General features: G+C 44.9%; 19 protein-coding genes. 16 read left to right on the forward strand and 3 right to left on the reverse strand.

Going from position 1 to position 20570, the window contains the following annotated elements; translation table 11 throughout:
- The first annotated feature begins 10 nt into the window (after nucleotides 1–10).
- The gene (locus EYS13_RS01895) at nucleotides 11–946 is read left to right on the forward strand and encodes an L-lactate permease (protein WP_227765403.1); all 936 of its coding nucleotides are present in this window, start codon (nucleotides 11–13) and stop codon (nucleotides 944–946) included.
- 75 nt (nucleotides 947–1021) lie between these two features.
- Here EYS13_RS01895 and EYS13_RS01900 read toward each other — a convergent pair whose 3' ends face one another.
- Nucleotides 1022–2269: an IS110 family RNA-guided transposase gene (locus tag EYS13_RS01900; protein WP_227764392.1), complete on the reverse strand. Its 1248-nt coding sequence runs from the start codon at nucleotides 2267–2269 to the stop codon at nucleotides 1022–1024.
- Nucleotides 2270–2502: 233 nt separating this feature from the next.
- On the opposite strand from EYS13_RS01900, the gene EYS13_RS01905 reads away from it, so the two are divergent.
- The gene (locus EYS13_RS01905) at nucleotides 2503–3255 is read left to right on the forward strand and encodes an L-lactate permease (protein ID WP_227765405.1); all 753 of its coding nucleotides are present in this window, start codon (nucleotides 2503–2505) and stop codon (nucleotides 3253–3255) included.
- A gap of 23 nt (nucleotides 3256–3278) precedes the next feature.
- Entirely contained in the window at nucleotides 3279–3455 is a 177-nt protein-coding gene (locus tag EYS13_RS01910; protein ID WP_227765406.1) for a hypothetical protein, read from the forward strand.
- 35 nt (nucleotides 3456–3490) lie between these two features.
- Here EYS13_RS01910 and EYS13_RS01915 read toward each other — a convergent pair whose 3' ends face one another.
- A complete protein-coding gene (locus EYS13_RS01915; RefSeq protein WP_227765408.1) occupies nucleotides 3491–4666 on the reverse strand; it encodes an HD-GYP domain-containing protein in 1176 nt (391 codons plus the stop codon).
- Nucleotides 4667–4878: 212 nt separating this feature from the next.
- Here EYS13_RS01915 and EYS13_RS01920 point away from each other — a divergent pair, with 212 nt between their 5' ends.
- A complete protein-coding gene (locus EYS13_RS01920; protein WP_227765411.1) occupies nucleotides 4879–5412 on the forward strand; it encodes a chromate transporter in 534 nt (177 codons plus the stop codon).
- A gap of 105 nt (nucleotides 5413–5517) precedes the next feature.
- A complete protein-coding gene (locus EYS13_RS01925; protein ID WP_227765414.1) occupies nucleotides 5518–6693 on the forward strand; it encodes a YgeY family selenium metabolism-linked hydrolase in 1176 nt (391 codons plus the stop codon).
- Between the two features lie 12 nt (nucleotides 6694–6705).
- On the opposite strand, the gene EYS13_RS01930 is transcribed toward EYS13_RS01925, so the two are convergent.
- The gene (locus tag EYS13_RS01930; protein ID WP_227765416.1) at nucleotides 6706–7482 is read right to left on the reverse strand and encodes an enoyl-CoA hydratase/isomerase family protein; all 777 of its coding nucleotides are present in this window, start codon (nucleotides 7480–7482) and stop codon (nucleotides 6706–6708) included.
- A gap of 337 nt (nucleotides 7483–7819) precedes the next feature.
- Between EYS13_RS01930 and EYS13_RS01935 the strand changes: the two genes are divergently transcribed.
- From EYS13_RS01935 to EYS13_RS01985, 11 genes are all read left to right on the forward strand, one after another.
- On the forward strand, nucleotides 7820–8998 hold the full coding sequence (locus tag EYS13_RS01935) for an acetyl-CoA C-acetyltransferase (RefSeq protein ID WP_227765418.1): 1179 nt from the start codon (nucleotides 7820–7822) through the stop codon (nucleotides 8996–8998).
- A complete protein-coding gene (locus EYS13_RS01940; RefSeq protein WP_227765420.1) occupies nucleotides 8995–9849 on the forward strand; it encodes a 3-hydroxyacyl-CoA dehydrogenase family protein in 855 nt (284 codons plus the stop codon). The genes EYS13_RS01935 and EYS13_RS01940 overlap by 4 nt, the downstream gene beginning before the upstream one ends.
- Nucleotides 9850–9915: 66 nt before the next feature.
- Nucleotides 9916–10956, forward strand: a complete 1041-nt coding sequence (gene kdd / locus EYS13_RS01945) for an L-erythro-3,5-diaminohexanoate dehydrogenase (protein WP_227765422.1) — start codon at nucleotides 9916–9918, stop codon at nucleotides 10954–10956.
- A gap of 1 nt (nucleotide 10957) precedes the next feature.
- Nucleotides 10958–11980: a lysine 5,6-aminomutase reactivase subunit KamB gene (kamB, locus tag EYS13_RS01950; RefSeq protein ID WP_227765424.1), complete on the forward strand. Its 1023-nt coding sequence runs from the start codon at nucleotides 10958–10960 to the stop codon at nucleotides 11978–11980.
- A gap of 12 nt (nucleotides 11981–11992) precedes the next feature.
- Nucleotides 11993–13435, forward strand: coding sequence for a sigma-54 interaction domain-containing protein (locus EYS13_RS01955; RefSeq protein WP_227765427.1), 1443 nt, complete (start codon nucleotides 11993–11995; stop codon nucleotides 13433–13435).
- 16 nt (nucleotides 13436–13451) lie between these two features.
- Complete coding sequence (gene kamD, locus EYS13_RS01960; RefSeq protein ID WP_227765429.1) at nucleotides 13452–15014, forward strand: lysine 5,6-aminomutase subunit alpha; 1563 nt, start codon at nucleotides 13452–13454, stop codon at nucleotides 15012–15014.
- On the forward strand, nucleotides 15007–15774 hold the full coding sequence (kamE, locus tag EYS13_RS01965) for a lysine 5,6-aminomutase subunit beta (RefSeq protein WP_227765431.1): 768 nt from the start codon (nucleotides 15007–15009) through the stop codon (nucleotides 15772–15774). The genes kamD and kamE overlap by 8 nt, the downstream gene beginning before the upstream one ends.
- 12 nt (nucleotides 15775–15786) lie before the next feature.
- Nucleotides 15787–16185, forward strand: coding sequence for a 3-aminobutyryl-CoA ammonia lyase (gene kal, locus EYS13_RS01970; protein ID WP_277998239.1), 399 nt, complete (start codon nucleotides 15787–15789; stop codon nucleotides 16183–16185).
- Nucleotides 16178–17095, forward strand: a complete 918-nt coding sequence (gene kce / locus EYS13_RS01975; protein ID WP_227765436.1) for a 3-keto-5-aminohexanoate cleavage enzyme — start codon at nucleotides 16178–16180, stop codon at nucleotides 17093–17095. The genes kal and kce overlap by 8 nt, the downstream gene beginning before the upstream one ends.
- Nucleotides 17059–18543, forward strand: coding sequence for a trimethylamine methyltransferase family protein (locus EYS13_RS01980; RefSeq protein ID WP_227765438.1), 1485 nt, complete (start codon nucleotides 17059–17061; stop codon nucleotides 18541–18543). The genes kce and EYS13_RS01980 overlap by 37 nt, the downstream gene beginning before the upstream one ends.
- Nucleotides 18544–18902: 359 nt before the next feature.
- A complete protein-coding gene (locus tag EYS13_RS01985; protein WP_227765439.1) occupies nucleotides 18903–20483 on the forward strand; it encodes a Na+/H+ antiporter NhaC family protein in 1581 nt (526 codons plus the stop codon).
- Nucleotides 20484–20570: the final 87 nt, after the last annotated feature.

Genomic DNA, 20570 nt, shown 5'->3' on the forward strand with positions numbered 1-20570 from the left:
AGGCATCAAAGTGCAAGGTTTACCTGAATTGACTGTGGGTAGGTGGCTAATTGCTTGGATCCCTATTCTGGTTGTGCTGATTTTAATGATGGGTTTTCGCTGGAGCGGTGGTAAATCAGGTGCTGTTTCCTGGGTGGCATCGATCATAATCGGCTATTTCTTCTTCGGTGGTGACTTGGATATTTTAGCTTCAGGGACTATTAAGGGATTGTGGACTACGGTGTGGGTATTGTACATCATTTGGGGTGCAATGACTTTATATAATGTGGTAGATGTTACGGGCAGTTTTAAAGTTATAGCTTCTACATTTACCCGGCTAACTCATGGTAACAAACTGTTGCAGCTATTAGTTTTAGGCTGGGCTTTTCCTTCTTTTATTCAAGGCGTTTGTGGATTTGGAGTTCCTGTAGCAGTAAGTTCTCCATTATTAGTAGGGTTAGGTTTTGATCCAATCTTGGCCGTAGTTACAGCGTTAATCGGGCACTCTTGGGCTGTGACATTCGGTTCTTTAGGTTCTTCCTACTCAGTATTAGTTCGTTTGACCGATCTCGATCCTACTAGACTGGCTACCTTTGGAGCTCTATTCTTAGGGATTTGCTGTTTAATGGTAGGGTGGAGCATCTCTCATTACTATGGCGGTTGGAAAGGAATTAAAGAGGGTACACCGGCTGTTCTTATAATTGGAATAACTATGGCTGTCATACTAAACATTATGGCAAATTTCGTTACTCCCTATGTAGCTTCTTTTACAGCCGGAATCGCAGGCTTATTAGTTGGGGGACTTGTGGTAACAAAACTTGAAGTTTATAAACCTAAGGAAGGATTACTACTTGAGCAGGGCAATGAACCTTTTAAATTTACTACTGCTTTTTCCGCTTATTTTAGTACGAAAATAAATTTGAAATATTCTTTAACAACTGCATATGGCAACCAGGATAACCCGTAAAAAGGTAATAATTAACTAGCCAATGCAGATCTTGCATCAGTGAAATTAATTCTTTTGGAAAAACCATTGTAGCTGTTAAGCAACCTCGTGGGGTTCTATCACCTCCAGACCTAGTTTCTTAGCTTCAGCAATAATCCTTTTAACTCGGAACTTTTCCTGTTTTTGTTTGGCTTTTTCAAAGGATGTTTCATCGTAATCAGCATCATTTTTTAACAGGTTGTATATTATTACGAGAACTTTTCTGGCTAATGCAACAAGAGCTTTTTTGGCGCCACGGCGTTGTTTGATTTTCCAATACCAGGATGATAAGTAGCTTTGACGTATTCGGGTGATGCACCAAGCAACTTCACATAGGATCCGTTTTAAATAGGTGTTACCGTTGGTGGTACGAGTGGACTTTTTTTTTCCTGCACTTTCATTGTTACCGGGGCTTAAGCCCGCCCAGGAACAGATATGTTCAGCGGTTTTAAAACGACTCATATCAATTCCGATTTCCGCCAAAATGGCTGCTGCTGCAGTTTTATCAATGCCCGGTATGCCGTCTAGTTGCTCTAGTTGTCTTTGATACTGAGCCAGTTTTTCTTCTAAGTTTTGCTCTACTTGACGGAGATGCTCGTAATGCTGATCTAGCCAACCTAACAATAGCTTTAGAAACTCTCTTTGATGAACATCCATTTTGCCATTGACAGCCTGTTTGATCTCATGGAGCTTATTCTTAGCACGCCCCTTTACAAAATTCTCTACTTCCCGGGCGGATATTTTCCCATGGTGGCTAAGATGATCCATAATCGCCCGGCCCGATACGCCGAAGATATCGGTCAGGAAGGTAGAGAGCTTAAAGCCGCAGCTTTGTAAGTGTTTTTCGATCCGGTTTTTCTGTGACGTAATTTCCTCGATGATACTTTTGCGGTACCGGGTCAGATTACGGAGTTCCCGGATTGGTTTGGAGGGAACAAAACTTCCTTCTAATAATCCGGCACGCAAAAGGGTAGCTATCCATTCGGCGTCCTTCATGTCGGTCTTTTTACCGGGTACATTTTTCATATGCCGGGCATTGGCAACAATCAAAACCATACTGCCGTCAAAGGCTTCTTCCAACACGTTATATACAGGCTGCCAATAGATGCCGGTGCTTTCCATTGCAACATGCCGACAGTTCTCATTTTCTAGCCAAACTTTCATTTCATCTAGCCCGGCAAGAAGGGTGGAAAAGGTGCGGATGGTTTTAACCGGTTCCCCGTCAACATTGCCTTTTAATAGGCAGGCTACAACCGTTTCTTTGTGGACATCAAGACCACAACATATTTCCAGGATGTCTTGCATGTAACTCACTCCTGCTCCAAAGAATTTCAGGGATGATTGCTCGAGAAATAAAGATTTTAGTACCCGTGCTGTTCCCAAGTCCTTAAGAACAAGGGGCGACAATTGGCTGTGCTCAAAAGCAATCAAGTTAGGTTATTTAACGAGGTTATACCATCAAAATAAAATCAACCTTTGTCCCTGATAATTTCAATGTAGCAAAAAATCCAACCTTTGCAATAACTTAGCTAATTTTCATGATTGGTTGTGCCTTCCAGGCATGGGTGGTTATTTTAATTTTTGTAGTTTTTGTTATCTATTTAATTAAGCCATTGAAAGATTTTCTGGGTGATCTCTGGTCACTGGGTTTGCCGTTTCCCGAAACACAAACAGCTTTCGGTTTTACCAACGAAGCGGCTAAAAAATACTCTTCAATTAAAATGTTCACAGCACCAGGAACTTTAATCTTTTTGTCAGCTTTTCTTGCCTACCTCTTTTATCGTACTAAAAAGCTCTGGCCCGCTGGAGGTAGGGGGATGGTTGGCAATAGAGTGGTAAAACAGGCCATTGGGGCAACTGTGACTGTGCTCACTATGAGCATGATGGCCGTAGTGATGATGGAAACAGGAATGACAACTTATTTGGCCCATGGCATGGCTAAATATACCGGCGCTCTTTATGCCGTTATTTCCCCGTTCATCGGTGTGCTAGGAGCTTTTATGACCGGCAGCAATACTAACTCCAATATCCTATTTACCGGTCTGCAGCGCGAAGTGGCTACCTTGCTAGGCATTAGTCCCTTTGTGATCCTTGGCTTGCAGACGACCGGCGGGGCAATTGGCAATATGTTTTGCCCGATGAACGTTGCTTTGGGGACCGGGGTTACTGGTCAAGCCGGTCGGGAAGGTGATTGCTTAAAAGCCACTACGCTATATACTATTGTGCAGTGCCTGGTTGTGGGTATTTTGGCGTGGCTAATGCTTTATGTCTTCTTCCCGGGTATCAAGTAACAACAAAAACTGGGGGTGGGTACATGGCTGAATCATTTAAAAAGAAATATAAACTCCAGGGTTTGGTTACTTCTGTGATTTTAATGTGGCTAGATTTTATAGTGATTTATTTGGGATTGATTAATGGAAATTCCGCCCTAATGGCCGGCGGGATGGCTGTGATGCTTGGGGCAACAGCAATAGCATATTATTTTGGTTAGGGGACAACCGGGTTGTAAAACCCGGTTTGATAATTTTAAGCCACTTTTTCTGTAATAATGGCTTGAAATTTAAGAAATAATTCTTGGCTTAAATCATTATTCTCAACCATTTTTTCTATGATCTTTATTGCTTCCTCATGACTTAAACCAGCGCGGTAAGGTCGATCTTCTGTTAAAGCTGTATAGATGTCGGCAAATGCGATGATCTGATCTTCCTGGCTAAGGACAGTCAAACCTTCGGGGTACCCTGTGCCGTTTAATTTTTCATGGTGGTTGCCAGCCCAGTTTGCAATATCTTCCAAGCCTTTGACCTGCAATAAAATTTTTTTAGTGTAGTAAGTATGCTGTTTTATGATAGCAAATTCTTCGGATGAAAGCTTGCCTGGCTTTTCCAGAATTTCTCTAGGAACGATGAGCTTCCCTAAATCATGCAGGTAGGCGGCTATGCCGATTTTTTTCAGCATTAATCCGTCATACCCCAACCCCGCTGCCAGTTTTTGTGCTACTTTAAAAAGCCCCAGTGAATGGTTGTGGGTGAATTTGCTCTTATTGTCAATAATACGGCTGAAAGCGTGAGCTATAACCTCAAATTCTTCAAAAGAAATATAAAGAGGCTGAGGTTGTATTTTGGATAAGCTGTAGTCCAGGTTGCGGTTCTCCAAATCCAGCCAAAACCTCTCCGTGGCGGCTAATACTAGGAATGCGTCTTTAAGCTCGGGGAAAACTGTTTTGCCGGAAAATTCTTGCACCCAGCCAATAATTTTCTCCCTGTTTATTGATTCCCCCAGATTTTCGCCTAACTGCAAGTCAATTTGGTCTGCCAGGTACAAAATTCGGGCACCTAAAGGAATTTCATTGCCGGAAAGTTTAAATGCGCCGGAACCGTTATAGTGTTCATGATGGTATTTAATCAGGGGGGAGATTTCCCCTAAAAAGGGTAGATCTTTAACTATTTCGGCCCCCAATTTGGCATGATCGTAGATCAAATGCCGCTGCGTGTGTACTTCTTTCAGACTATAAGCGTTAAGTTCCCCACTGGCGCCAATATCGTGTAATAGTCCGCCGTAGAAGCAGAGATGTTTTGGAAAGCCTACTGTTTCACCAAGTCGGGTGGCTATATAAGCAGTCCTTTTGGAATGTTCAAAGGTCCTTTCACCTGCCATGTCAAGGATTACAGAAAAAGCATTGCATATTTCGTTCAGCTGCAGCATTTATTTTCACCTCATTTATTATTTAACGAAGCTGCAGAAGTTACAGCAACAACCTGTCTTTATTATATCCCTAATAGAAAGCACGGCAACTCAAAATTTAGTAAATAATTGGCAACCAGAAAAAACTCTTGATTTTTGGTCGAACAGTGCAACAATAATAAATAAAATATTTAGCATTTGATAGTTAGAGGAAGGCGCGGAGGAAGGTGCCTATGCTGAAGTTATGGCAGTTGTTTGTTGCTTTTTTCCGAGTAGGTATTTTAGGATTTGGAGGGGGACCGTCTTCCATCCCACTAGTTAAAATGGAAGTTGTAGATAATTTTCAGTGGATGTCGCCAACTGAATTCTCTGAACTTCTTGCTCTGGCCAATGCGTTACCAGGTCCAATCGCCACTAAGTTGGCCGGTTACATTGGCTATAAAGTAGCCGGTATATCCGGCTTGATCGTAGCCTTATCCGGTACTATTATGCCTTCATTACTAGCGTTGCTGCTAATTTTTAAATTTTGGGTCAAATATAAAAACCTGCCCGCCATAACCGGGATGACCAAGGCTATTTTACCGGTTGTAGGTGTCATGCTGGCCATTTTGGTCTATGAAACTTTTTTTAAATCCATATCAATTACCAGTCCATGGGTAAGTGCGGTCATTGGAATCATCAGCTTTATATTAATTAAAATTTTTAATGTCCATGATGTAATTGTGGTTATTCTGGCGTTAGCCTTTGGGGCAATAGCGCTTAAATAAGGCGGTTTAGCTTGAGCAGGATCAAAATGATTTTTCAAGAATGTACTATATAGGTTATAAATTAAGCTTGGCGCAAGCCAAGTTTTCTTCATGGAGGAGGCAGTTATGACTAAGATTGACAGGGATAATTTAGTTCGCTTTTGCAGTGAATTGATTCAGCGTCCAAGCGTATCCGGGCAGGAACAAGAAGTGGCCCTGAGGGTGCAGACGGAAATGCGGCAGTTGGGTTTTGACGTGGTTTGGATTGACTCTTGGGGTAATGTTATCGGAAAAGTCTCAGGTAACGGGAATAAAAAAGTGCTTTTTAATGCCCACATGGATACTGTAGATGTTTCAAACCAGGAGCAGTGGTCTTACCCTCCCTTTGGCGGTGTGATTGAACAAGGCAGGATTTATGGACGGGGAGCATCAGACATGAAAGGAGCCCTGGCGGCAATGATTTATGCCGCCAAGGAGCTAATTAAAGATAAGCATAAATTAAGCGGCGATGTGTATATAGCGGGCATTGTCTACGAGGAGATTTTTGAAGGAGTAGCTTTTGGCAACGTGCTGGACCAGGTGAATCCAGACTATGTAATTATTGGTGAGGCTTCCGAGCTCAATTTGAAAATCGGGCAAAGGGGCAGAGCGGAAATTTCCTTGACTGCTTTTGGGAAAAATGCCCACTCGGCTAATCCTAAAGTAGGATATAATGCGGTCTATGCTATGCTGAAGGCTGTGCAAAAGATAATGGAACTCAAGCTTCCAAAGCATCAATTTTTAGGTGAAGCAATAATCGAATTAACCGATATCATCTCCTATCCTTTCCCGGGGGCCTCTGTTGTCCCTGATTTCTGTAAAGCAACCTTTGACCGCAGGTTATTGGTTGGGGAAAAGCCTGAGGGAGTGTTGGCGCAAATTGAGGCAATAATGGATGAACTGCGCCGGGAGGATATTCAATTTAAGGCAAAGGTGGAATACACCCGGGGTCGAGGAACTACTTATACCGGTAGTATCATTGAAAGCACCAGGTTTTTCCCCGCATGGCTCATGGAGGAGCATAGCGAAATTGTGCAGAAGTCGCTCCAAGCGTTGCGATCCGCAGGATTAAACCCGGAAATATCCAAATACTCTTTTTGCACCGACGGCAGTCAAAGCGCAGGGATCCGAAACATACCCACCGTTGGTTTCGGCCCTTCCAGGGAGGAACTGGCCCATGTAGTGGATGAATACATAGAAATCGATCAGATGGAGCAAGCTGCTTTAGGCTACTACTGGCTGGCACAAAAACTGCTTAGTTGAAACAGCAATAAGCTATTTTCCGGTAAAAACGGGCTTGCGTTTGGCTAAAAAAGATTCCATGCCTTCCTTTTGATCCGCGGTAGCAAAACAAGCTGAAAAATATGATGCTTCGGCCTGCAAGCCCTGTTCCAGTAGAAGTTGTGCGTTGTAATTAATAGCTTGTTTGGCTTGGGTTAAGGCGAAAGGCGCCAGGTTAGCAAGATTCACGGCCCATTCATAGGCGGCACTCTGGGCTAGTCCGTAGGCTACAACCTTATGAACCAGACCTAATGAGTAAGCTTCATCGGCTGTTATTTTTTTGCCTGTAAGAATTAGTTCTTTAGCTTTAGCTATACCTAAAAGCTGAGTTAGGCGTTGAGTTCCGCCAAAACCGGGAATAACGCCAAGGGAAACTTCAGGTTGGCTGAAGACCGCGTTGGCTGAGGCTATGCGCAAATCACAAGCCAGTGCTAACTCACACCCACCTCCTAAAGCATACCCGTTGATAGCGGCAATCACCGGCTGAGGCAAATCTGTTAACTTTTGCAGTACATGTTGACCGTAACAGGAAAACTTAAAAGCTTCTTCGGGACTTAAGGGCAGCATTTCTTTAATATCGGCGCCGGCAATAAAAGCTTTTTCTCCTGCACCTGTTACAATTACAACCCGCGTATTTGGATCTGTGGCTATAGTATCTAAAACGTTTTCCAACTCCAGCAGCATTTCCGTATTTATGGCATTTAGTGCCTCAGGCCTGTTAAAGGTTAAAGTTGTAACCTGTTCTTCTTTTTTCACTAAGATATAGGCCATTTCTTTCCCCCCGCTTTCAGCTTATCCATTAAATGGTATTGTGCTTTGTTTTTAAATATAACTGGAAAAAACTATCAGGTCAATTCCCCCGGTAAATTGTTTTGCCATGATTAATTGCCTAATATTTGGCATTATACTGCTCATTATTCGGCGTGGTTCCGATATGCCTTTGCAAATTTGCGGCAGCGAACTGCTGCTGAATTTTTGTCAGTATTAAGAAATTTTGTGATAGCAATTTAAATATAGCCGAGTACCTTGGGGAGATGCCGTATGGTATGAATCTTGCATGGAAATTGGTTAAGATTTTTTAAAAAATTAAGAGAATGGGGGAATGGGTATGGCCAAGCCGGTTATTGTTAGTGCAGTGCGTACGGCAATTGGCGGGTACGGAGGCAGCCTCAAAGACATTGACGCTGTTGATTTGGGGGCAACAGTTATTGCTGAAGCCTGTGCGAGGGCTAATCTGTTGCCGGAAATGGTTGATGAGGTCATTTTGGGCAATGTACTGCAGGCAGGACTGGGGCAAAACGCAGCTCGTCAAGCGGCCATAAAGGCTAAACTGCCTGTGGAAGTCCCTGCCATGACGGTCAATAAGGTGTGCGCTTCAGGACTGAAAGCGGTGGCTTTAGCAGCTCAAGCTGTGCAAGCGGAAGAAGCGGAAATAGTGGTTGCCGGAGGCACTGAAAATATGAGCCGGGCTCCGTATTTGCTGCACACTGCCCGTTGGGGACAGCGAATGGGCGATGGATGGCTGGTTGACGGCATGATTAAAGACGGATTGTGGTGCGCCTTTGGTGACTATCATATGGGGATGACGGCAGAAAAGGTGGCAGAGCGCTATAACATTTCCCGGGAAGAACAGGACGCATTTGCTTTGGAAAGCCAGCGTAAGGCTAAAATGGCCCGGCAAAAAGGTTTTTTTGCCGGAGAAATTGTGCCTGTTTCCATTCCCCAGAAGAAAGGGGAGCCGGTTATATTTTCGCAAGATGAATATCCCAGACCGGATTCATCGTTAGAAAAGCTGGCAAGTCTGAAACCCGCTTTTCTTAATGGAGGTACGGTAACTGCAGGGAATGCTTCCGGTATTAATGACGGGGCTGCAGCATTAGTCGTCATGTCTGAAGAACGGGCCCGGCAGTTGGGTTTAACACCTTTGGCCAGCATAGTCGCTTATGCATCCAGCGGGGTCGAGCCGGAGGTGATGGGAGTGGGGCCTGTGCCGGCTGTCACAAAATGCCTGGCCAAAGCAGGCTGGACGCTGGAAGATGTGGACTATATAGAGGCTAACGAGGCCTTTGCTGCGCAAAGCATAGCAGTTGGCATGGAATTAGGATGGGACTGGCAAAAAGTTAACGTGTGGGGGGGCGCAATTGCCCTAGGGCATCCTATAGGCGCAAGTGGGGCCCGTATCCTGGTAACTCTGCTCAGTATCCTTAAGATTAAAGGAGGCAGCCGTGGTCTGGCAACACTTTGTGTAGGCGGCGGACAAGGGATGGCTTTACTGGTGGAGAGGTGAAAAAGTTGGCAGAGAGCGTTTTTATAGCAGGTGCGGGACAGATGGGCAGCGGCATCGCTCAGGTTACCGTTCAGGCTGGGTATTACGTTACGCTTTATGATGTTTCGCAAAAGGCTTTAGAGAAAGCCCGGGCCAAGATAGAGCAGAGCTGGGGGAAACTGCTTGCCAAAGAAAAAATAACCATACGGCAGGCAGAACAATTTGCCCAAAATATACAGTTCAGTGATACCCCGGTCAACGCGGCTTCTGCTTTTCTGGTAATTGAAGCAGTCAACGAAGATCAGCAGTTGAAAAGGCAAATTTTTCAAGAATTAGGGGGGATTTGTTCAGAGAAAACAATTATGGCCAGTAACACATCTTCATTTTCCATCACCTGTTTGGCAGCAGCTTATAAGCACAGTTGCAATTTGATCGGGCTGCACTTTATGAACCCTGTTCCGGTAATGGAACTTGTAGAAGTGATTAAAGGTGAAAGGACTGCCGATTGGGTTTATGAACGGGCTGTACAATTTGTACGGGAGCTGGGCAAAGAACCGGTAACTGTGCAGGATTATCCCGGCTTCGTCTTAAACAGACTTTTGCTTTTAATGATCAATGAAGCCGTATATGGACTGATGGAAGGAGTTGCTGCGGCAGAAGATATTGATCGGGTGATGAAACTCGGGGCAAGGCACCCTATGGGGCCTCTGGCGCTGGCCGATTTAATCGGGTTGGATACTTGCCTGGCAATTCTTGAGACATTGTACAACGGCTTTGGGGATCCCAAATACCGGCCTTGTCCCCTCCTTAAACGCATGGTTAACGCCGGGTATCTCGGGCAGAAGAGCGGGCAAGGTTTTTTCAGCTATTAGGCATGAATTTTATAGCAAGGCAGGATTATTATGGGAAAATGTGTAATATCTTAGGAGGTTGGGGAAGTGGCAAAAAACGGATGCCCTTATGGAACACACCGGGTCTTGGAACCTAAAGGGGTTTTACCGCAGCAAGCATGGAAAATAGATAATAACATGGAAATTTACGATAATGAACTGCTCATTGATGTTGATACACTTAACATAGATGCGGCCAGTTTCACGCAAATTAAAAAGCAAGCTAACAGCAAACCGGAAGTAATGGCACAGATGATGTTGGACATTGTAGCAAGGCGGGGAAAACACCATAACCCTGTAACAGGCTCCGGAGGAATGTTGATGGGGACTGTACGCCAAATCGGAACCGCTTGGGCAGGAAAAACTCCAGTTAAGGTAGGGGACAGAATAGCTACTTTGGTTTCCCTGTCTTTAACCCCATTGAAAATCGAAAAAATAAAAGCAATTCATCTGGAGAAAGAACAGGTAGAAGTAGATGCACAGGCGATTCTGTTCTCCAGCGGAATTTACGCCGTTTTACCCCAGGACATGTCTCCTAACCTGGCACTGGCTATCTTAGATGTTGCGGGAGCGCCGGCCCAAACAGCCCATCTGGTAAAGCCTGGTCAAACAGTCCTGATAATAGGCGGCGGAGGAAAGTCTGGAATGCTTTGCCTGTACGAAGCAAGGAAAAGGGCAGGAATTACCGGAAAAGTTATCGGTATGGGTTCAGGTGAAGCAAGTTGTGCCCGCATGCGGAGCTTAGGGTTGGCGGATGCTGTAATCCAAGCAGATGCCACTGATCCGCTGAAAGTCATGAGAGCGGTTGCAGAGCTGACCGGTGGTCAGATGGCAGATGTTACAATCAACTGTGTCAACATCCCCGGTACGGAAATGGGTTCAATTATGGCAACCAAAGACGGAGGAACAGTTTATTTCTTTAGTATGGCAACAAGCTTTACTGCAGCAGCCCTGGGAGCTGAAGGGATAGGCAAGGATGTAACTATGTTGATTGGCAACGGGTATTGCAAGGATCATGCCGAAGTTGCTTTGCAAACCGTACGGGAGTGTGCGGCCCTCAGACAAATATTCCAGGAAATGTACGCTTAAAATGTTTGAACCTCTCGAATTTTCCAGGGGAGGAAGCATTGCTGTTATTGGAATGGCCAAAAATACAGGTAAAACAGTTACATTAAACTTCCTCTTGAAAATTTTACAACAGCAGGGGCGGCGTGTAGGTTTAACATCCATTGGTCTTGACGGTGAACGTTACGATGTTTTAACTAAATTGCCAAAACCTTCTATTATTGTCCATCCGGGGACTTTAGTTGCGACAGCCGAACGTGCGTTAGAAAATATGGAATGCTGGGAAAAATTGCAACATACTGAAATTTTAACTCCTTTGGGAGAGGTGTTAATTGTCCGGGCAAAGGCTATAACCTCAGTTGTTGCAGCCGGGCCCGGCACAAACCGGCAATTAAAAGTAGTGCTGAGTTTACTTGCCGCCTGGGGAGCGGAATGCATATTAATAGACGGTGCCTTTGACCGGCAATCTTCCGCCGATCCGCTTATTTGCAAGCAGGTTATTCTGGCTACCGGAGCATCCTATAGCACTGATTTGCAGCAGTTGATCAGTGTAACCAAGTGCCGGGTTGAACAGCTACAACTGCCTGCATGCCAGAGCTTTTATCGCCAAATTATGCGGAGCAACACTTCCAAGCTGTCGTTTTTAGTTGATGCGGTTTTACGGGAGGTTCCCGTTGCTACTACTCTGCTTGGTAAAACCGAATGGTTACAGTTGATTACCCAAAAGGCGGAGGTATTACTGGTGAAAGGAGCGGTAGGGGACGGGTTGGGTGAAGCACTGCTCTGTACTAATCATCCTCCGGCGGTTATAGTTCAAGACGGCAGCAAAATATTTATCAATTGTGGATTATGGCGAGAGCTTAAAAGTAAAAAAATTATTTTTCAAGTTGAACAGCCAATTAATTTATTAGGAGTAACAGTTAACCCGGTTTTACCCGGCGGCAAAAGCTTGGATCCTGATGAACTGCTTGCCGGGATGGGTAAAGCTTTATACCCATTACCTGTTGTGGATATAATGCGTGAAGTGCAGTATGAACAGACCAATTGAGGGGGAATAGGTTTGCTTAGCCGGTTACAAGAAGGGGATACTTGTCTTGATTTGGTTTTAAACCATGTGGAAGAAGCAGTTCAAGTAGTTAACCGAGAAGGGATAACAGTTTATTATAACCAAGTGGCAGCTGATATGGATGGTTTAAGCCAGGATGAGGTGCTGGGAAAACATATTTTGCAGGTATATCCTTCTTTGACACTGGAAACCAGCAGCCTGATGCGGGTTTTAGAAACAGGTAAGCCGGTGTTGAATCAGCAGCAGACTATCGTGACTAGCACCGGGAAAACAGTAACTATTTTGTATTCCACTTTTCCGCTATACCGCAACGGAGTTTTAATCGGTGCGTGTGATATTTCCCGGGATATAACTAAGATAAAAGAATTATCAGAACGGGTAATGGAGCTACAAGCCGAACTATTGGACAGCAAAACAAGCGGCAGAAAAAAAACAAAAAATCAGGAAATGGGCAATTTTACCAGATATACATTCAATGATCTGATTGGCAGCCATGAACTGATGGTAAAGCTTAAGGTTTTAGGCCAAAGAGTAGCTGCCAGTTCTTCACCGGTTTTAGTGGTGGGAGAAACGGGCACTGGGAAAGAATTGGTAGTACAGTCCATTCATAATGCTTCGCCACGTAAGCATGGCCCTTTTGTAGCCCAAAACTGTGCGGCTTTTCCCGCTACACTCCTGGAAAGTATTTTGTTTGGTACCGTCAAAGGAAGCTTTACGGGAGCAGAAGACAGGCCGGGGCTTTTTGAACTGGCAGATGGTGGTACTTTATTCTTAGATGAAATTAATTCTATGCCACTGGAACTGCAAAGTAAGCTCCTGAGGGTATTACAGGAAGGAGTTTTGCTTCGGGTTGGCGATACTAAGCTGCGGAAAGTGGATACCAGAGTGATTGCCTGTACAAATGTGGACCCCGAAGAGGCGGTGCGCAAAAAAGAGCTGCGAGTGGATTTATACTACCGGTTAAACGTTGTGTCTTTACGGGTCCCCCCTCTGCGGGAGCGCAAAAGTGATATTCCCGCTCTTACCAGCCATTTTATTAATATGTACAACCGGAAATTAGGCCGCCGCGTTACTCATGTAAGCGAAGAAACCGGCATGCTATTTTTTGCTTATTCCTGGCCTGGTAATGTTAGGGAACTGCAGCATGCTATTGAGCATGCCATGAATGTTACCTCTGGACAGGTTATTGAATTGGAGCATTTACCAGCTCATTTACGTCAGTTGAATAATTCCGGTACAGATTCGGAATCAATGGTGGTTAAGGGCGAGCACAGTTTACCTGAGATTTTAAAAAACGTGGAAAAGAGGTGCTTGCTAGAGGCACTACAAAAATCCGGGGGCAATATATCTAAAGCAGCTGTTCAACTGGGTATTCCCCGCCAAACTCTACAGTACAGGTTAAAAATTTTAGGTTTATTACAGAAATATAACTCCTAATGGGGAGGGCATTAATTTGAATAAGTTGGATCTGGATCATGATTTGATCGCCCGGGGCAGGGAATTGGCGGCGCAAATCGTGGAGCAGGTGCAAACATATATAGATGAGCGTACTACGACAAGCATGGAAAGGGCTGTGTTGCGCCTGCTCGGTGTAGACGGAGTAAACGAGTTTGAAGTGCCACTGGTCAATGTGGTTGTAGAAGGTTTGCGGGAAGCCGGCGTGTTGGGTAAAGGAGTTATGTACTGGGTAGTTAATGCTATGCTGAATTTGCATTTAACCCCCCAACAAGTTGCGGAAGAGGTTGTGTACGGTAAGTTAAGGCTAACGGATCTACCATTGAAACATAGAAATGAGATCGAGAATTTAGCCGTAGAACTGGCAGAAAACGCTTTAGCCCAAATCCAAGCCCGGCGTCGGGAAAGGGATGAATTACAAGAGCTTTTGGGAAAAGGTCAAGAACCATTGCTTTATGTTATTGTAGCTACAGGCAACGTCTATGAGGATGCCCTTCAAGCCCAGGCTGCAGCCAGACAGGGTGCTGATATTATTGCCGTTATTCGGACTACAGGACAAAGCCTTTTGGATTATGTACCTTACGGGCCTACTACTACCGGTTTCGGCGGAACTTATGCCACCCAGGCAAATTTTCGGATTTTGCGGCAGGCTTTGGACGAAGTTAGCCGTGAAGTCAAAAGGTACATTTACCTGACCAACTATTGTTCAGGACTTTGTATGCCCGAAATTGCGGTTATGGGAGCTTTGGAACGGTTGGATGTAATGCTTAACGATTCCATGTACGGTATTATTTTCAGGGACATTAACATGCAGCGTACCTTTGTCGACCAGTTTTTTTCCCGCTTGATTAACGGTTACGCAGGGATCATCATTAATACCGGTGAAGATAACTACTTGACAACTGCCGATGCCATAGAAAGTGCCCATACTGTTTTAGCCTCCCAGCTAATCAATGAGCAATTCGCATTTCGCTCGGGAATGCTTCCCGAACAGTTGGGTCTGGGCCACGCTTTTGAAATTGACCCGCAGCAGTCAAACGGCTTTTTGTATGAGCTTGCCCATGCTCAGCTGGTAAGAGAAGTATTTCCGAACTCACCCATCAAATACATGCCTCCTACCAAATTCATGACAGGAAACATCTTTCAGGGACATGTCCAGGACGCCTTATTTGACGTCTGCTCTATTCTAACCGGTCAAAGCATTCATCTGCTGGGGATGCTGACCGAAGCAATCCATACGCCTTTTATCCAGGACCGTTACCTTAGTATCCAAGCAGCAAAGTACATTTTCTCCAATATGCATGGATTAAATGAAGAAATCAGCTTTCGTACCGACGGTTTTATCAGGCAACGAGCCGGAGAAGTACTGCATAAAGCAGTGGAATTCTTGGAAAAAGTAGCAAAAACGGGGTTGATGCAAGCCCTGGCTCAAGGTTGGTTTGCCGATATAGCCCGTTCACCCGAAGGCGGGAAAGGTCTTGACGGGGTTATTATACGTGAAGCTGACTACCTTAACCCTTTTATTGCGCTGATGTTGCAAGGAGGCCAGCGAAATGGATAAGCTTTCAAATGTGAGGCCCTACGGGGATACTTTAGATGATGGTATGGTGCAGTTATCCTTTACCTTGCCTGTCCCTCTGTCCAACGTGGCTAAAGAGGGGGCTAGGCAATTGGTACTTTCCATGGGATTGGAAGAACCGGCTGTTGTTTGTGCTGAGAGTTTAAGTGATAAATTCAGTTTCTACATTATTTATGCAAAATGCACAAAGACTGTTGATTTAACAAAAATTTTTGTGCCCGAAGTGCAAGTGCAGCTGCTGGATAAAAAACATATTAATGAACGCATTAGGCAAATACTTGGCCGTAAATTGAATGTGCTGGGGGCCTGCATTGAAAGTGATGCACACACGGTAGGAATCGATGCTATTATGAATCTTAAAGGTTTTAACGGGCATAAAGGTTTGGAAAGTTATCATGAAATAAATGCGTTAAACCTTGGAGCACAGGTCAATTGTGAGGAAGTAATCCGTAAAGCTTACGAGACCCAGGCTGATGCTATTTTGGTATCCCAGGTGGTGACACAGAAAAACATTCATATCACTAATCTTACCAAGTTGGTAGACATGCTGGAAGCGGAAGGCTTACGGGAGAAATTAATTTTAATAGTCGGGGGGCCGAGAATAACCCACGAACTGGCAAAGGAACTGGGTTATGATGCAGGGTTTGGTCCTAACACTTATGCTGAACATGTTGCTTCTTTTATGGTTCAAGAGTTGGAAAGGAAAACCCCTGGGATAAAGTTTCGTGAGTCGGTAAGGTAGGGAGGGATGACTGTGGAGGAAGCACTGATTCGGGTCCGGATGAGCAGCTGCGATGCCCATTATGCCGGAGGATTGGTTAATGGTGCAAAAATTTTGGACTTGTTTGGTGACGTGGCGACCGAGCTTTTAATTCGTTTAGACGGCGATGAGGGCCTTTTTGTCGCTTATGATCAAGTGGAATTTAAAGCTCCTGTCTACGCCGGTGATTATATAGAGGCCAGAGGTAGAATTACCAGGATTGGTGATACATCCCGGCAAATGGAATTTATAGCCACTAAAGTAATTGCCTTGGATAAGAACCATGCTCTTCCATCTGCTGCTAAAGTTTTGGAAGAGCCAGTGATTGTGGGCAAAGCAAGGGGGACTTGTGTTGTTCCCAAAGAACGGCAAAGAGGTGTCAAGATTGGATAAATTGATAATTACTGTTGCTCCGGTGGGAGCTGAAACTACTAGAAAAGATAACCCCAACCTGCCTCTGACACCTTTAGAAATAGCCGAGGAAACAGCGCGTTGTGCGGAAAAAGGAGCTTCCATGGTACACCTGCATGTAAGGGATGAACAGGGCAATGCAACCCAATCCAGGGATGTTTTTGCAGAAACCATTGCTCTGATTCAAGAAAGATGTAACCTTATAATCCAGGTTTCTACCGGGGGAGCTTCCTGGATGGAGCCGGAAGAACGTTTACAGCCCGTTGCTTTACGGCCGGAAATGGCAACCTTGACAACGGGGACGGTGAACTTCGGGGATGAGATTTTTTCTAACCCCATGCCGATGGTTGAACGGTTTGCCAGGGAAATGAGAGCCTATGGCGTCAAGCCGGAAATTGAAATATTTGATGTAGGGATGGTTAGTAACGCACTTAGCTTAGTAAAGAAAGAAATTTTGCAATTGCCTTTGCATTTTGATTTTGTGATGGGAGTGCCTGGGGGAATCCCGGGAGAACCACGCCATCTATTACACCTGGTAGAATCTATACCTGGTGGATGTACCTGGAGTGTTGCCGGGATTGGTCGCAATGAACTTCCCTTGGCTGTCATGGCTATTCTTTTAGGGGGCCATGTCCGGGTTGGCTTTGAGGATAACATTTATTACTCTAAGGGTGTTTTGGCCGACAGCAACGCCCAATTAGTGGAACGTATTGCCAGAGTAGCCGGAGAATTGGGCAGGCAAGTGGCTACGCCTGATGAGGCACGACAAATCCTGGGCTTGCAAAAAATAAGATCTGCCAGGCAAGGCCAGCCAGAAAGTACTTGCTGCAAGCATGATAATGGGGGTGAAAAAGAATGGCCATGTTTACTTTCGAAGGACAACCGGGGTTAAGGCTGCTAACCAATGAGCAAATAGAGGAGATGCATGAGAAGGCTCTGCAAATATTGGAAACAACTGGCGTGTTCTTTGATTCCGAGGATGCATTACAGATATTAAAAGATCACGGGGCAAAAGTAAACTTTGAACAAAAAATTGCCAAACTTCCTCCCGAAATGGTTTTAGATGCTCTCAAGCAAGTTCCGGGTTCAATACAGCTTTATGATACAGACGGTCAGCCGGCGGCTTTGCTGGGAGGAAATAACGTACATTTTGATCCCGGTTCAGCGGCGCTAAATTTTCTGGCTTCGGATGGATTAACAGTTCATCCCAGCAGGGCTGAAGATCTGCAAAATGTGGCCAGAGTAACGGCTGTACTGGACAATTTAGCGTTGCAGTCTACTGCCTTAACGCTCAGCGACGTACCCAAATTAATCGGTGACTCTTACCGAGTATACCTTTTGTTGAAAAATTGCCGAAAACCGATAATTACCGGAGCATTTTCAATCCATGGCATTACCCATATGCATGAACTGTTGGCAGCCGTTGCCGGAGGATATGATGAACTGAGGGAAAAACCCAGGGCCGTGTTTGACGTCTGTTCGTCTCCGGCTTTAAAATGGACCGAAATCAGTTGCCGAAACATTATAGACTGTGCCAGGTACGGGCTCCCCATAGAAACTATTTCAGTGCCGATGCTGGGAGCAGCTTCACCCGCTACCCTGGCCGGTTCAATCCTTTTACACACAGCGGAAACGCTAAGCGGAATTACACTGGCTCAATGTGTGAGCCCTGGAACACCCATGGTTTACGGGGGAGCTCCTATGTATTTTGATATGCGCTACAGTACGACTTCTCTCAATGCCATGGAAGCCACAATGATCAGTGCAGCTTATGCCCAGTTGGGCAAGTACTATGGCTTGCCAACTCATACTTATGCATGTTTAAGCGATTCGAAACTGGTTGACAGCCAAGCTGGTCTGGAAAGCAGCGCCAGCGGTATAGTGGCCCTTTTAGCCGGCATTAATGTGATTTCCGGGCCTGGGATGCTCGATTTTTGCAATACCTTTAGCCTGGAGAAACTGGTTATTGATAATGAGATCTGCGGAATGGCCCTCCGGTTGGCAAAGGGCATTGACTGTTCGGAGGAGGCATTGGCCATGGAACTAATGTGCCGTCTGGGACCGGGCGGCGACTATCTCTCTACAGAACACACTTTTAATTGGTTTAAAAGAGAACCCTATATACCTTCAGCGGTTATAGACCGTAGAAGCCGGACTAACTGGGAGGGACAAGGAGCTGAAGATGCTTTTGTCAGAGCGAAAAAGCTGGTTAAGGATATTTTGGAAAAGCGTGATGGGCAGCCGCTGGCTGCTGATAAGGGCGAACTGCTGGATCAAAGGTTGGTCAAAATAATGCAGGAATTAAACGTTACAAGTTTGCCTATAGGACCTAAACTATAGAGCAGTATCTTTGCAAAAGCTTTGCCGCAGGTGACTATCATGCTAATGCCGGAGATTGGGCAAAATGCTGGATTTCCGGCAAGGAGTTTTTTACAAATTTTCAGTATATTCAGCAGGTCCGGTGCTGAAAATTTGGCTACGGCGGATGTATAGTTATATATAATATGCATAATGTATAACTTCCATTTCTTAAAAAAGGTAAACAAAATGCAAAATCTTTTAAATTAGCAATAAATTTCTAAATATTAAGGCATGAGACTTGCATAAAGATCTATTAGAGAGCAGAGGAGGTGAGATGGATTGGCGGAATTTTTAGCTGGTTTATAGATCTATAAAAAATGGAGGTGAGGAATACTTTTATGGAAAACTACGGGTTAGTGTCTGTTTTACCGCCGCTGGTTGCAATTGTTCTTGCTATTGTTACCAGAGAAGTGTATTTGTCTTTGTTGTTGGGGATTTTAGTCGGGACCTTTATCTTAAATGAGGGAAATATTCTTTTAATGTTTACCAAGGCTTTCGATATAATGTTTGAAAAAGTGGGAGATCCTGTTTGGAACATTAGAACTATCATTTATACCTTGATGCTTGGGAGCATAATTGGTCTAGCTGTTAAATCGGGAGGCTCGGAGGCATTCGCCAGGTGGGCCGGTAACAAGATTAAATCCCGCCGCAGCGGCCAGGCTGTAACATTTTTGTCGGGTATAATTATCTTTTTAGACGATTATTTCAACTGTTTAATTGTCGGTTCCGTTTTGCGCCCTGTTTGCGACCGCTTTAAGATTTCAAGGGAAAAGCTGGCCTATATAACCGACTCCACCGCCGCGCCTGTAGTAATTTTAATGCCGATTTCTTCGTGGGTTGCATACATTATCGGTCTTTTAGGAGATCAATTCAAGCAGTTAAACATAACTTCGGTTACACCTTTTATGCAATTTGTCTATACCATTCCTTATAACTTATATGCTTGGCTGACATTGATTATGGTAGGGGTCATCATCTTTACCAATTTGGAATATGGACCAATGGCTAAAGCTGAGAAAAGGGCCATTGTCACCGGTAAAATGTATGAGGAAACTTCTACTGCCCCGCCGGGTGATGATTTCAACAACATCAAGGTTTCATCCAAAGGCAAAGCTGTAGACATGTTTTTCCCAATAATCGCTTTGGTAGCGACAGTAGCAATTTTTATGCTTTATACTGGCAAATATTTCGATGGTGGTATTACAATTGGGCAAGCTTTTCAGCAGACGGATTCGGTTACAGCCCTGGTATATGGAACTTTTGCAACCTTGGTGCTTACCGTTCTTTTTTACCAGGTTAGAGGCGTTGTAAGCATTATTGACTCCATGGAAGGGGTTATACAGGGCATGAAGGCTATGATGGGCGGTTTGGTGATTCTGGCCCTTGCTTGGACAATAGGTGGGGTTACCAGCGAACTGGGTACCGGGGCATATGTAGCAGAAGTAGTAAGCAAAAATCTTCCCGTAGACATAATTCCAGCAACGATTTTTATCGTGGCATGTTTTATGGCTTTTTCCACAGGGACATCCTGGGGAACTTTTGCCATCATGATCCCTATTGCAGTTCCCCTGGCTTTAGCCTCCGGTGCCAGTATGACTATGTGCTTGGCAGCCCTTTTCAGCGGAGCTATTTTCGGGGATCACTGTTCGCCGCTGTCTGATACCACCATCCTGTCCTCTACCGGCGCCGGTTGTCCCCACGTTGACCACGTGCGCACTCAGTTGCCCTACGCTTTAACAGTGGCCGCCTGTGCCTTTGTAGGATTTTTAATTGCCGGCTGGGGATTCACTGGTGAAGGATTCATTCTGCCGTTTCTGGTGGCTTTAGGTTTATTGATTGGGGCCATGTATGTACTGCACCGCTTAAATAAAGACACGATTTTGGAACTTGATCGGCATATTGAAAAAGCGGATCTGTAATTACGAGAACGGGCGTTGTCACTATAAGGCAGCGCCTAAAATTTTGCACTTCCGGAAGCCGGTAGAAATACTTGATACCTTATATCT

Source organism: Zhaonella formicivorans, assembly GCF_004353525.1.
GTDB classification, from domain to species: Bacteria; Bacillota; DUOV01; order DUOV01; family Zhaonellaceae; genus Zhaonella; species Zhaonella formicivorans.

What these genes read in the sequence shown, in the direction of transcription:
- EYS13_RS01910 (WP_227765406.1), top strand. Translation starts at nt 3,279, where the DNA reads ATGGCTGAATCATTTAAAAAGAAATATAAACTCCAGGGTTTGGTTACT.
- EYS13_RS01925 (WP_227765414.1), top strand. Translation starts at nt 5,518, where the DNA reads ATGACTAAGATTGACAGGGATAATTTAGTTCGCTTTTGCAGTGAATTG.
- kamE (WP_227765431.1), top strand. Translation starts at nt 15,007, where the DNA reads ATGGATAAGCTTTCAAATGTGAGGCCCTACGGGGATACTTTAGATGAT.
- EYS13_RS01900 (WP_227764392.1), bottom strand. Translation starts at nt 2,269, where the DNA reads ATGCAAGACATCCTGGAAATATGTTGTGGTCTTGATGTCCACAAAGAA.
- EYS13_RS01935 (WP_227765418.1), top strand. Translation starts at nt 7,820, where the DNA reads ATGGCCAAGCCGGTTATTGTTAGTGCAGTGCGTACGGCAATTGGCGGG.
- EYS13_RS01905 (WP_227765405.1), top strand. Translation starts at nt 2,503, where the DNA reads ATGATTGGTTGTGCCTTCCAGGCATGGGTGGTTATTTTAATTTTTGTA.
- EYS13_RS01920 (WP_227765411.1), top strand. Translation starts at nt 4,879, where the DNA reads ATGCTGAAGTTATGGCAGTTGTTTGTTGCTTTTTTCCGAGTAGGTATT.
- kamB (WP_227765424.1), top strand. Translation starts at nt 10,958, where the DNA reads ATGTTTGAACCTCTCGAATTTTCCAGGGGAGGAAGCATTGCTGTTATT.
- EYS13_RS01930 (WP_227765416.1), bottom strand. Translation starts at nt 7,482, where the DNA reads ATGGCCTATATCTTAGTGAAAAAAGAAGAACAGGTTACAACTTTAACC.
- EYS13_RS01985 (WP_227765439.1), top strand. Translation starts at nt 18,903, where the DNA reads ATGGAAAACTACGGGTTAGTGTCTGTTTTACCGCCGCTGGTTGCAATT.
- EYS13_RS01915 (WP_227765408.1), bottom strand. Translation starts at nt 4,666, where the DNA reads ATGCTGCAGCTGAACGAAATATGCAATGCTTTTTCTGTAATCCTTGAC.
- EYS13_RS01980 (WP_227765438.1), top strand. Translation starts at nt 17,059, where the DNA reads ATGGCCATGTTTACTTTCGAAGGACAACCGGGGTTAAGGCTGCTAACC.